This window comes from Massilia sp. Root351, from assembly GCF_001425045.1.
Taxonomy (GTDB): domain Bacteria; phylum Pseudomonadota; class Gammaproteobacteria; order Burkholderiales; family Burkholderiaceae_D; genus Rugamonas.
Genome location: NZ_LMDJ01000035.1, coordinates 198,826 through 211,602, shown reverse-complemented (window position 1 = coordinate 211,602; position 12,777 = coordinate 198,826). Strand labels below are relative to the sequence as shown.

Sequence of the window (12,777 nt, the reverse complement as noted above, 5' to 3'; positions counted from 1 at the left end):
CTAGTTGCCCGTGACGAGCTGGTCGCCGATATAGATACGGTATTGCTTGATGCGGCCGGTCACCTCGGCCGTGCCCTGGCGCGGCACGTAGCGCAGGCCTGCCACTTCCACCGCCTTGCCCAGGTCGATAATGATACGGTGCGGATGCGGCAGGCTGGCGGCCGCGCCGCTGTAGGCGGTGTGCCAGTAGTCGGTGTTCTGGCCGTTGATGGCGTTCAGCGCCGAACCGTCTTCCTTGCGCGCTTCCTCGCTGCTGGCGTAGGCGATGGTCCAGCTGGACTGGTTGAGCGGCTTGCCGGCCTGGTCCAGCAGGGCGATTTCGGCCACCGCCGCGTAGCGCTTGCCGTCGAAGGCGTTCAGCGACTCCAGGCAGAACTGGCGGCCGCTGGCGGGCGCGGCGAACATCACGTCCTGGGTGGCCGGGCCGGGCGCGAATTCGGCCGCGTGCACCGGCACCACGCCGTCCAGCTGCAGCCTGGCGGTGCTGGGCGGACGCGCCAGGTCGAGTTCGGGGCGCAGCCGGTCCAGCACCGGCATGGCCAGGCCGGCGATGCGCGCGCTGCGCGGGCCGGTCAGGTCCAGCACCACCACTTCGTTGCGGCCGCGCTTGATCCACGGGCCGGGCAGGTACATGGTCTGCGTCGGGCCGATGCTCCAGTAGCGGCCCAGGCAGCGGCCGTTGATCCACACGATGCCCTGGCCCCAGCCGGCCATGTCGAGGAAGGTGTCGCCGGTCTGCGCGGCGTCGAAACCGCCGCGCCAGAACGCCGGGCCTTGCGCGCGGCTGCGTTTCCATTGCAGCGGCGGCAGCGTGCCGTCGGCGTCGAAGTCGATGGCGCGGATGGCCCAGTTTTCCACCGCCTGGGCCGGCCCTGCGCCGTCCTTCGGCGTGAAGGTGACCGGGCCGTGCAAGCCCTTGCGGTCATGGATTTCCACGCCGAAGTTCACGCGCGCGATGGTGTACAGCAGGATGTCCACCGTCACCGGCTTGCTGCGCGCGGCCAGCGCCACCTTGAAGCGGCGGTGGCGCGTGTCCATGGTGCCCACTTGCTTGCCGTCCACGAACACCCAGGCCAGGTCGCGCACCTTGGCCGCCGCCAGCGTGCCGGGCGGGCCGGCCGGCAAGGTCACGCGGTAGGCCACCAGGCCGCGGCTGATGTCGTACTGCTCGATCGGCTTGGGCGACACGTCGCCGATGGTGCGCGGCGGCAGGTTGGCCATCACGGCGGCCGTCTCCTGCAAGGCGAACGGCGGGATGGTGATGACGGGCATGCGCGCCGGCGCGTCCGGCAGCTGGTCGCCGGCCGGCAGCAGTGGCGCGATGCCGTCGCGGTAGGCCTTGAACTTGTCGCCGGTCCAGCCGGCTTCGCCGATGGGCGCGTCGTAGTCGTAGCTGGTGGTGTCGGGGCGGAAGGGGCGGTCGCAGCCGCCCCACAGGCCGAAGGTGGTGCCGCCGTGCGCCATGTACAGGCTGAAGGAACCATTGGCCTTGAGCATGGCCTGGATGTCGGCCACTGCCTTGTCGGCCGAGCCGCGCCGGTGCGGCGCGCCCCAGGTGTCGAACCAGCCGGAATAGTATTCGCCGCACATCAGCGGGCCGCGCTGCACCTTGGCCAGTTCCTTGAAGCCGGTGGCCGGATCGCTGCCGAAGTTGGCCGCCGAGAACAGCTCGGGGATGTGCGACTTCACCACCGCGTTGGTCGGATTGCACTGGAACAGCGGCACGTCGAAGCGCGCCTCCAGCAGGGCCTGGCGCATCGCGCGCATATAGTCCAGGTCTTCGCCGAAGAAACCGTATTCATTCTCCACCTGCACCATCAGGATGGGGCCGCCCTGCGTCGCCTGCATCGGCGCCAGCACGCGGCCGACTTCGCGCAGCCAGCGCCGCGCCGGCTGCACGTAGGCCTCGTCGCGGGTGCGCAGGAAGGCGTCACCGGGCTGCTTCAGCAGCCACCACGGCAGGCCGCCCATTTCCCATTCGGCGCAGGCGTATGGACCGGGCCGCAGGATCACCCACAGCCCGGCCTGCTGCGCCAGGCGGCAGAACTCGGCCGCGTCGCGCTGGCCGCGCCAGTCGTATTGTCCTTCGCGCCATTCGTGATAGTTCCAGAACAGGTAGGCGCACACCGTGTTCAAGCCCATGGCCTTGATGGCCTGCAGGCGGTGCGTCCAGTATTCGCGCGGCACGCGGGCGAAATGCATTTCGCCGCAGCGGATCTGGACCGGTTTGCCGTCGAGCAGGAAGTCGTCCTGGCCGATGGCGAAGCGCGCGGCAGGCCCGGAGGCGGGGACCTGTGCGCCGGCAGAAAAAGGCAGCAGCGCGCTGGCTGCTGCAACCGCCGCACCTTGCAGGTGCCGGCGGCGAGAGAACTTGGTCGTCATCGATTAATCCAGGGTGTGCTGGTCGAGGAAACGCGCCAGCTCGGCGGCCGCCAGCAGGAAGGCGCCCACGCCGAACGAGGCGGTGGAGTTCTTGTCCACCACCTGGCCGGGAATGGCGCGCTCGCCGATCGGCTGCACATAGCCCAGCTTGCCGTCCGCCTGCAGCGCGGTCTTGCTCAGGAATTGCCAGCTGCGCCTGACCACCGGCGCATACTCGGCCCGCTCCAGCAGGCCGTGGTTCATGCCCCACAGGTAGGCGTAGGTGAAGAAGGCGGTGCCGCTGGTCTCCGGGCCGGGCGCGTGCGCCGGGTCGAGCAGGCTGCGGGTCCAGTAGCCTTCCGGCCGCTGCGCCGCCTTCAGGGCCTGCGCCATGCGCTGGAAGCGCGCCACGAACAGCGGACGGCAGCGGTGGCCGGCGGGCAGGTCGGCCAGCGCTTTGGCCAGGCCGGCGAACACCCAGCCGTCGCCGCGCGCCCAGAAGTCCTTGCCGCCGTTGCTGCTCTTGTGCCTGGGGTAGATGTACTTGGCGTCGCGGTAGTACAGGCCGGCGTCGGCGTCGTACATCAACTGGTCGGCGAACTGGAAGTAGTCGTACAGCTTGTCGAGGTAGCGCTGGTCGCCGGTCACCTTGTACAGCTTGGTCATCACCGGCATCACCATGTACAGGCCGTCGGCCCACCACCAGTAATCGTCATTGGGCGTACTGAGCTGGTATTCCATCACCTCGCGCGCGCGGGCGATCTTGCGCGGGTCTTTGGCCGGGTCCAGGTTGTACAGGTCGACATAGGTCTGGAAGCACACTTGCCAGTCGCCGAACAGCACATGCTCGTTGGTTTCGCCGTAGGTGTATTTCCACGCCGCTTTCACGTCGGAGCGCGCCGAGCTCCACTGGTTGTGTTCGGCCCATGCGGTGGAATATTGGCGGTAGCGTTCGTCACCGGTGAGGAAGTAGGCTTCCATGTTGCCGGTGTGGTAGGCGGCCACGTCCCAGAACGACCACAGCGCGGGCGAATTGCTGCGCTGCCAGTAGTCGTTGGCCAGGCGCAGGGAAGCCAGCACGTCGGATCGGGTTACGGCGGCGGAGCTTGCCACGCCGCCCAAGGTGCAGCCTGCGGAGATCGCCGCCACGCTGGCCAGCGCCGCCTTCAAACAAAGTCGTCTTCTCATCATGTTCTTGATCCTTGCGTGGATGGGGTCAGAAGTCCGGTGTCCATTGCAGCACCCGCACCGGGGAAGGAGCGGCCTTGGCCACGCCTTCGCCGTCGATCTGCTGCACGGTTTGCAAATACAAGTTCAGTTCGCCGCTGCGCTGCCAAAGTTCGGTGTCGAAACTGGGCTCCCAGGCGCCCACGGAGGCGCTGTCGAGGTCGAGTACGCGCCACTGCGCCTTGCCGAAGTCCGCGATGCGCACCGCCGACACCTTGCTGCCGCGTTCGGCATCGCGGAAGATCAGCAGGCCGGACGGTTGCTCGCGCTGGATGTTGACCATGATCTGCGGGCGCGCGATGGGAATGGCCTTGGTGCCCACGCCGCTCAGCGAGAACGGCTGCTTGCGAAAGTCCAGGTCCAGCCGCCGCCAGGCGCCGCCGCCCAGGTAGACCACGCGGTACTGCGGCACCGGCGAGGCCGCGTCGCGCCAGTAGGTGGCGATGTAGGGATTGCCCTGCCGGTCGGCGGACATCGACGTTTGGTTGATCAGCTCGCTGTTTTGCGGGATGCGTGCTGCGTACTCGGCGGTGGCTGCCGTAATCGGCAGCGTGTAGCGCTCGCCGGTCGACTTTTCCCATGTCAGGCCGCCGTCGCGCGAGCGGGCGTAGGCCAGGTCGTGGTTGCTGGCCACGTCCGGCGTTTCGCGCCACACCCAGGACAGGTGCAGCGTGCCAAGGTGGTCGAGAAAGGCCTGCGTGTAGGCACTGCGCTGGCCTTCGCCGCTGATCAGCTTGCTGTGCAGCCGGCTCCAGCGGGGACCATCGGCTGCGGCCGGATCGTAGCGGTTCATCACCAGGTCGCCGCGCCCGGAGCCGCCGTCGCGGTACAGGAACAGCAGCTTGCCGTCCGGCTGGCGGTAGAACTCGGGGTAGGAGACCGACTTTTCCTGCGTGCCCGTCATCGGCATGGTGTCCGACATGGCCAGCGCGCCGGGACGCACGCTGCGCGCGTAGCGCAGCGGCTGGTTGTGCAGGTCCCAGGCCAGGTGCAGGAAGCCGGCCCCGTCCACCATCAGGCTGATGCTGTTGTGGGCGTCGCGCACATTGCCCTGGTACTGGCTGCGCTGCAGTTCCCACGCGGCGCCGCCCAGCTTGCGCTTGCCCAGCACCACGTAGGCGTCCTTGTCGTAGAAGGCGATGTACTGCGTGTCGCCGTGCGTGACGAGGGCGTTTTTACGGAACACCACCGCATTGACCGAGTTGCCTGCCCAGCCCGGCGCCACATCGACGATGCGGACCTGGTCCGCCGCGCGCTCCGGGGTCTCCGGCGGCGCATGCGACTGGCCTGCGGCGGCCGCGAAGCTGAGTGTGGCGAACGCGGCGAGGCGGGCGATCATGGTCATGGGTGGTTTCCGTTTCTGCTCTTTACAGCTTGCCGCGAATGCCGATCTTGATGGTGCGGCCGTCGTACTTGGCGTAGTCCATGCGGCTCTTCTTGCCGCTGCCGAACTGGCCGGAGGCGTCTTCGAAGTAATCGTAGCTCAGCGTGTTGGACAGGTTCATCGCGTCAATGCGCAGTTCCAGCATGTCATTGATCTTGTAGCTGATGTTGCCGTCCAGGTAGCCGCGCGCGGCGCGCCAGCGGATCAGGTCGTCACCCAGGTTGCGCGGGTTGTCGCCGTGCAGCGAGCGGCCCTTGTAGTTGTACGACAGGCGCACCGCCAGCGGGCCGTTTTCGTAGTAGGCCGTGGTGCTGTAGGCGTACTTCGGCACCGAGTTGACCTGGATCTCCTTGCCCGCATTGGTGATCCACTTGGCGCTGTTGAACGGATCGATGTGGGTGTAGCTGGCCAGCGCGCCGAAGCCCTTGAACGGTTCCGGCAGGAAGGTGAAGGCTTGCTGGTAAGCCAGCTCGTAGCCTTTCAGCGTCTGCTGGCCGGCGTTGGTGAAGCTGCGCAAGGTCATCGGCAGGTTGGGGTCGACCCGGCCTTGCGCGTTCTGGAAGATCGCGCCCAGCGCCGTGTCCGGCAAGCCCAGCGCGCCGAAGGTGGTGTTGCTGGTGTTGGCCACGGTGGCGTCGGTCAGGTCCTTCTTGAAGTAGGCGGCCGACAGCAGGCTGCCCGGCTGGAAGTACCACTCCAGGCTGGTGTCCATGTTCTTCGACTGCTGCGGACGCAGGCCGGGGTTGCCGGCGGTGGCCGTGTTGTCGAACGGATTCGGGATCACGGTCTGCGCGGCGATGATGGACAGCGAAGCGCGGCTGATGGTCTTGCCCCAGGAGGCGCGCCACATCAGGTTGTCCGTCACGTCGAAGGCGGCGCTGAAGGCCGGCAGCAGGTTGTGGTAGGCGCCGGACTCCTGGTTCGGCGCATAGGTCAGGCTGGCGCCCTGCTGCTTGAAGTTGTCGATCTGGGTCTCGGTGCGCGAGTAGCGCACGCCGGCGTTGAAGCGCAGCTCGTGCTCCATCACCTTGCCGACGAAGTCGGACTGCACGAAGCCGGTGGTCACTTTCTCGCCCGCAGTGAAGCTTTGCGCCGGCGTGAAGGTCGATTCCACGTTGTTGGCCAGCGGATCGAAGGTGGAGTAGGCGTAGTCGCGCGTGAACGTGCCCCATGCGCTCGGCCAGCCGGCGCCCATGTCCAGGTTGCCGATCGGCAGCTGCGTGGTCATGCCGCTGCGGATGCCGGCGGTGCCCAGCTGGTTCATCTTGGCCTTGGCCAGCGCGGTGCCGTTGCGCTTGTTGATGCCCTTGGTGGTGTCGACATAGCTGACGCCCGCCTTCAGGTGGCCCTTCCATTCGCCCGGCAGCTGGTAGTCCCAGTCGGCGATCAGGCGGCCCTGCTTGGCCTTGTCGGTTTCGCGGGTCCAGCCGGTGCCGATGTCGAAGCCCTGGTAGTTGTTCAGGTCGGTGTAGCTGGAGCTCGAGGACAGCGATGGATACACATGGTCGTCACCGTAGTCGATGGTGGAGGTCACGCCGAAGATCTGGCCGGACAGCGTGTCCTGGTAGCTCAGCGCCTTGCTGTTGTTGACGCTCAGCTGGCCGCTCAGCACCAGGGTGTCGCTGGCGGCCCAGCGCCCGTTCAGCGAGGTGTAGCCGAACTTGGTCTCGTCTTCGCTGTAGGTCACGCCGCTGCTGTACGAGGTGTTGCCGAAAGTGCCGGTCAGCAGGTTCGAGTCCGGGTCCACCTTCACGTTGATCGGCACGAAGCCGTTGTGGCCGGCCTGGCCGGCGGGCGCGGCGCGGTTGGTGGTCTTGCTGTTGCGCACCAGCAGGCCGAAGTACATTTCGTCGCGCGTATTCTTCAGCTTGGAGTACAAGGTGTCCAGGCTCAGGTTCAGGCCGCCGCTCTTGTACTGCAGGGACGACACCAGGCCGTCGCGGGTGCGGTCGTTGGCCGAACCGTAGAAGCGGTAGATGCGCGGCAGCAGCGCATTGTCGACCTGGGAGCGCGTCAGGCCGCCCAGGTTGGCGCGCGGATCGTCGTAGTCCAGCGTGACGGCGAAGTTTCCCTTGACCGGACTCTGGCTGCCGCGCGCCGAGCTGTTGTAGCCGCCGGTGGCTTCGAAGCCGGAGCGGTTGTTTACGCTGGACGAGTGCGCTGCGCCGATCAGGAAGCCGACGTCGTTCCAGGTGTTGGAATACAGCGCGAAGCCGCTCGGGTCGGCTTTCTTGGACATGGTGTTGTAGGACTCGGACAGCGCGTAGCGCACGGTGCGCTTCGGATTGTCGAAGGGGCGCGGCGTCTGCAGGTCGACGATGCCGCCCAGGCCGCCTTCGGTCAGCTCGGCCAGCGGCGACTTGTAGAAGTCCACCCGGCCGAACAGTTCGGAGGCGAACACGTCGTAGTTGAAGCCGCGCGCGGCCGAACCGATGGTGCTGGTGGAGGTGGTGTTGACCGGCGCGCCGTTCAGCGTGGTCACCGAGTACTCGGTGGGCAGGCCGCGGATGGAAATGCGCTGGCCCTCGGCCGAGCTTTCGTCGCGGTTCAGGATTACGCCCGGGACCCGCTGTAGCGATTCGGCCACATTGGCCTCGGGGAATTTGCCGATGTCTTCAGCCACGATGGAATCGCGCACGCCGATGGCTTGCATCTTCAGGTTCAGCGCTTTTTGCAGGCTGGAACGGAAACCGGTGACCACCACCGTGGCGACTTCCGGCGTGGCGGCGGGCGCCTGCGCTTGTGCGGCCGTGGCGTCCTGCGCCATGGCAGTGCCCCCGTAAGCGGCGGCCAGGGCCGCCGGCAGCAGCGCGGCCAAAATCTTCTTATTCATGTGCTCCTCCAAGTGAACGACAGTCAGACCATCTCCCCAGGTACTTTTGATATTGTTGTCAGTACCATGTGGTCACGTTACCACCTTGCTAGTCGTCATACGACCGTTGTTTTGCTCAACTTTTTGATCATTGTCATAAGCGATTGATTTTTATAATGAATTTATTATTGAAACGAATTTGGGTCATGTGGTATCGTGACCACATTGGCGGAACAGACAACTGGGCGGCGGTGAGAAAACATGGGTAAGACGAGCAAACTGAGTGAAGTGGCCAAGGCCGCCGGCGTGTCGCCGATCACGGCATCGCGTGCGATAAGGGGCACCGGCTATGTGTCGGAGGCGGCGCGCGCGCGCGTGATGGCGGCGGCGGCCCAGCTCAACTACACGCCGGACATGCTGGCGCGCCGCATGCGCGGCGACAAGAGCAACCTGATCGGCATCTTCGTCAACAACTACGGGTCCCTGGTGCTGCACGAGATCACCAAGGCCATCAGCCAGGAAGCGCGCCGCATCGGCTACGACATCCTGATCTTCAACGCCGAGCGTTTCGACGGCCCCGGCCGCGCGCCCACCTGCGACATGCTGAGCAAGCTGTGCGACGGCCTGGTGCTGCTGCTGCCCAATGCCGAAGACGGCTACCTGGAGGTGATCGAAAAGCAGCGCATCCCCGCCGTGTTCTTCAGCTTCGAGGCGCGCGACGTGAGCGTGCCGGTGGTGGCGGTGGAAAACCGCCAGGCAGCGCGCACCGCGGTCGAGCATTTGATCGGGCTGGGCCACCGGCGCATCGCCTTCATCGCCGGCTCCAAGGGCACCGGCCAGAGCGCGCAGCGCGAGAAAGGCTATATCGACGCGCTCACCGCCGCCGGCCTGCCGGTGCTGCCGGAGTTGATGGAAGTGGGCCGCTTCGTGCAGGCCGGCGGCTACGCGGCCGCGGAACGGTTGCTGGCGCTGGCGCAGCTGCCCACCGCCATCTTCGCCGCCAACGATGAAATGGCCTTCGGCGCCATCGACGCCATCCACAGCAAGGGCCTGAAGGTGCCGGGCGACATCTCGGTAATGGGCTTCGACGACATTCCCACCGCCGCCGGGAAGTTCCCCACCCTGAGCACCATGCGCCAGCCGCTGCAGGAAATGGCGGCGCGCGCGGTGGGCGAGGTGGTGGAGATGATCCAGGGCGCGCCCGCCGCGTCGAAGAAGCTGGCCTTCCCGATGGAACTGGTGGTGCGCAACTCCACCGGCCCGGGTCCCGCTGCGCCAGCCGGCGTCGCCACGGCGGCCTGATGTCCGCCGACGGCGCAGCGCTGACCGCCGCACCGCCCCCACGCGGCCGCAGCGCTGCGCTGCCGCTGACGGCAGCCGGCCTGTTCGCGGTCGGCTGCTGGCTGATGCTGGGCGACCTGGGCATTGCCATGCGCGAACGCGTGGCCCTGCCCAGCGGACTGGAACTGCTGCGCCGCAACGCCGCCTCCGACACCACCACCTCGCTGCTGCTGGCCACCGTGCCGGCGGTGCTGAGCGTGCTGCTGGTGCCCTTCATCGGCTACCATTCGGACCGCTTCCGCAGCGCCTGGGGCCGGCGCCGTCCTTTCCTGCTGGTGATCGCGCCGATCGGCTGCGCCGCCATGCTGGGACTGGCCGTCTCGCCGGTGCTGGGCGCGTGGACCCATGCCATGCTGGGCGCCGCTTCGCCCGGTGCGCGCATCTGCAACCTGGGCTGGTTCTGCCTGTTCTGGACCGTGTTCGAGTGCGCCGCCATCAGCGCCGCCTCGCTGTTTACCGGCCTGGTCAACGACGTGGTGCCGGCCGGCCTGCTAGGGCGTTTTTTCGCCGGCTTCCGCATCGTCGGGCTCAGCTTGGGCATTGCCTTCCACACCTGGGTGTTCGCGCTCACCGACCACTACCTGGCCGAGATCCTGGCCGCCATCGGCGTGGTGTTCGCGCTGGCCATCCTGGTCATGTGCGCCACGGTCAGGGAAGCCTGCCCGCCGGGCGAGATGCATGCCGCGCCGCGCGGGCGCTGCACGCTGCTGGTGCCGCGCGCCCACATCCTCGAGTGCTTCGGCTACCGGCCCTATTTGTGGATCGTGGCGGCCTTCGTGTTCGCCTGCGTGACCTTCAGCCCCTTCAACACCTTCTGCCAGTACTACGCGCAATCGATGGGCATTTCCAAGGCCGCGCTGGGCAGCATGACGGCCTACGGCTACATGTTCTCCATCGCCTCCGCCTTCGGCGTGGGCTGGCTGGCCGACCGCTACGGCGCGGTGCGCGTGTCGGCCATCTTCATGGTGCTGTACTGCGCTGCGGCTGCCGTGGGCTATCTGACGGTGCGCGATGAAGGCAGCTTCCGCCTGTTCTACATGGCGCACATCATCATTTCCGGCGCTTACTTCACGGCGGCCGCCTCGATGCCGATGGCGCTGTTCCCGCGCGCGCGCTTCGTGCAGTACAACTCGACCAAGGACTTGATGGTGGTGTTTGGCAACATCCTGGTCAGCAGCGCGCAAGGCCCCATTCTCGATTTTTCGGGGCACGACTACCGCCTCACCCTGCTCAGCGGCGCGTCCTTTGCGCTGCTGGCCATTCTCTGTTTGCTGCGCTTGCTGCGCTGCCGTGAATGCGGCGGATGCATTGTGCTAAAGTCAACATCTTGAGCGTAAGCATTCATTGATAGGAGGCAACGTGGCGGTATTGATCGAGTCAACGTACGACATCCAATGGGTAGTCGATCTGGACGTGGCAGCCATTGTCGCCAGCGTGCGCGACGCCATCCGCGCGAGCCGGTTGCCCGGTGCGACCGGCGCGGCGGTGTTCTTCCTCGGCGAGCAGCACAATACGCCGTATGACATCGAGCGCCGCAGGCTTGTGATGGCCCAGTTGCTGGGCGAGGAGGGCTTGATGGTGGTGCTGGAGCGCGGCATGCCCCTGCCGGGACTGGCCGTTCCGGACAATGTGGTGCAGGAGAAGCCGCTGGAAACCACCCGGTTTAGCTCGGGCAGCGATGCGCGCAATACCGACATCGTGGGCGACATCGGCGCCAGGGCGGCGGGCTACAAGGTGTACTTGTTCTGCTACGGCCAGGAGCACCAGGCCCGCTTGAAGGAGTTGATGGTATCGGCGCCGGTGCAGGCCGTGTTCCGCAGCTGGCCCGCCGTGCGCTGGACTTCCGTGCCGCCGGCGCTGGACGTGGTCGCGGCGTTGCCGGCGCATGCGCGGGCAGGCAACGTGCCGGCCATGATGCAGCCCATCGGCTATGTGGCGCGCAATGACCGCGATGACGTGGTGGCCATGCGCCTGCTGGCCAAGGGCATCGTCAAGTATCCGTTCAACCTGCAGGTATACCGGCGCAGCGTCATGAAGAGCATGGGCCAGGTCAATGTCTGGGCGATCTATCTGGTGGCCGATCCGGATGCGATCCGCAACCAGGGTTGGCTGATTGCGGACGGCGAACTGGACTTGCACCTAAGGGTCGATGCGCGCCAGATTTACTGGTGCAAGGCGGTTAACCTCAACGCTTAGTTGTAGCCGGAGCCGTAGTCGTAGCCGGCGTTCCCGGTGGTGACGTAGACGCGCTTGCCCATCAGATAGGTCTTTTCCACGGCGCGGTCGTCGCCCAGCGTTTGCAGCACGAACAGCTTGTCCTCGATGCTGGCGGCGCGCTGCATGCGGAAGCGCAGCAGGTCGGTGGCGTTCGGGTTGAGCACGATGAAGTCGGCCTCGTTGCCGGCCTTGAAGCTGCCGATCTTGCTGTCCAGGTCGAGCGCCCGCGCGGCGCCCAGCGTGGCCAGGTAGTAGGCCTTCAGCGCGGTGAGCGGGCGCTGCTGGTCCGGCGTGTCGCTAAAGGCCTTGTGCAGCTGGATTGCCTTGTAAGCCTCGTTCATGGTCTGCAGCGCCGAGAAGCTGGTGCCGCCCCCCACGTCGGTGCCCAGGCCCACATGCACGCCGTAGGCTTCCGCCTTCTGCAGGTCGAACAGGCCGCTGCCCAGGAAGAAGTTGGAGGTGGGGCAGAAGGCCACGGCGGACTGGGTCTGCGCCAGCGAGGCAAATTCATCGTCGCGCAGGTGCACGCCGTGGGCAAACACCGAGCGCTTGCGCGACAGGCCGTGCCGGTTGTACACGTCCAGGTAGCCGGTGGACTCGGGGAACAGCTCCTGCACCCACGCCACTTCGCCCTTGTTCTCGGACAGGTGGGTGTGCATGTAGACGTCCGGGTACTCCTGCAGCAGGCGGCCGGCCTCGGTCAGCTGCGCCGAGGTGGAGGTGGGCGCGAAGCGCGGCGTGACCGCGTACAGCGCGCGGCCCTTGTTGTGCCAGCGCTGGATCAGTGCCTTGCTGTCGGCGTAGGAGGTGGCGGGGGTGTCGAGCAGCCAGCTCGGCGCGTTGCGGTCCATCATCACCTTGCCGGCGATGATGCGCATATTGCGCGTCTGCGCTTCCTCGAACAGCGCGTCCACCGACTGCGGGTGCACGGTGCCGAACACCAGCGCGGTGGTGGTGCCGTTGCGCGCCAGCTCGTTCAGGAACACCTTGGCCACGCCCTTGGCGTAGGTCTTGTCGGCGAACTGCCGCTCGGTGGGGAAGGTATAGGTCTCCAGCCATTGCAGCAGTTGCTGGCCGAAGGAGCCTATCATCTCCGTCTGCGGATAGTGCACGTGGCTGTCGATGAAGCCGGGCATGATCAGCTTGCCGGAGTAGTCGACCACGTTTACCTGCTGGTAGTTGCCCAGCACTTGCGCGGCAGGGCCGACGGCTTTCACCTTGCCGTCCGCGCCCACCAGCAGCACGCCGTCTTCGTAGTATTCGTAGGGATGCTCGCTGGTGGCCGGGTCGGCCACGAAGTGCAGCACCGAGCCGCGGTAGGCGGTGCTTTGGTACTGGTTCTGATCCTGGTTCTGGGCGATTGCCGGGAAGGCCGCCGCGAGCGCGGCGGTGCACACTGCTGCTACTAGTTTCATAAAAGTCTCCGTATAGAAAT

General features: G+C 66.4%; 8 protein-coding genes. 3 read left to right on the top strand and 5 right to left on the bottom strand.

Going from position 1 to position 12,777, the window contains the following annotated elements; genetic code table 11:
• From ASD15_RS29275 to ASD15_RS29260, 4 genes are read right to left on the bottom strand one after another with little or no spacing between them, the layout of a single operon-like run.
• Entirely contained in the window at nt 1-2,382 is a 2,382-nt protein-coding gene (locus tag ASD15_RS29275) for a beta-galactosidase (protein WP_057158539.1), read from the bottom strand.
• A 3-nt stretch (nt 2,383-2,385) separates the two neighbouring features.
• A complete protein-coding gene (locus ASD15_RS29270) occupies nt 2,386-3,552 on the bottom strand; it encodes a glycoside hydrolase family 88 protein (RefSeq protein WP_057158538.1) in 1,167 nt (388 codons plus the stop codon).
• A gap of 25 nt (nt 3,553-3,577) precedes the next feature.
• On the bottom strand, nt 3,578-4,933 hold the full coding sequence (locus tag ASD15_RS29265) for a BNR repeat-containing protein (protein ID WP_229418381.1): 1,356 nt from the start codon (nt 4,931-4,933) through the stop codon (nt 3,578-3,580).
• Between the two features lie 22 nt (nt 4,934-4,955).
• The gene (locus ASD15_RS29260; RefSeq protein ID WP_057158537.1) at nt 4,956-7,805 is read right to left on the bottom strand and encodes a TonB-dependent receptor; all 2,850 of its coding nucleotides are present in this window, start codon (nt 7,803-7,805) and stop codon (nt 4,956-4,958) included.
• A 240-nt stretch (nt 7,806-8,045) separates the two neighbouring features.
• On the opposite strand from ASD15_RS29260, the gene ASD15_RS29255 reads away from it, so the two are divergent.
• Genes ASD15_RS29255 through ASD15_RS29245 form a run of 3 tightly spaced genes read left to right on the top strand, consistent with a single transcriptional unit; the run spans nt 8,046 to nt 11,321 of the window.
• Entirely contained in the window at nt 8,046-9,086 is a 1,041-nt protein-coding gene (locus ASD15_RS29255) for a LacI family DNA-binding transcriptional regulator (RefSeq protein ID WP_057158536.1), read from the top strand.
• Nucleotides 9,086-10,456: an MFS transporter gene (locus tag ASD15_RS29250; RefSeq protein ID WP_057158535.1), complete on the top strand. Its 1,371-nt coding sequence runs from the start codon at nt 9,086-9,088 to the stop codon at nt 10,454-10,456. Before ASD15_RS29255 ends, ASD15_RS29250 begins: the two co-directional genes overlap by 1 nt.
• Before the next feature lie 28 nt (nt 10,457-10,484).
• Nucleotides 10,485-11,321 carry a hypothetical protein gene (locus ASD15_RS29245; RefSeq protein ID WP_157201189.1) on the top strand — a complete coding sequence of 279 codons (837 nt, stop codon included), beginning with the start codon at nt 10,485-10,487 and terminating at the stop codon, nt 11,319-11,321.
• On the opposite strand, the gene guaD is transcribed toward ASD15_RS29245, so the two are convergent.
• Entirely contained in the window at nt 11,318-12,757 is a 1,440-nt protein-coding gene (gene guaD / locus ASD15_RS29240; RefSeq protein ID WP_082552229.1) for a guanine deaminase, read from the bottom strand. The two genes, ASD15_RS29245 and guaD, sit on opposite strands and share 4 nt — an antisense overlap.
• Between the last annotated feature and the right edge of the window lie 20 nt (nt 12,758-12,777).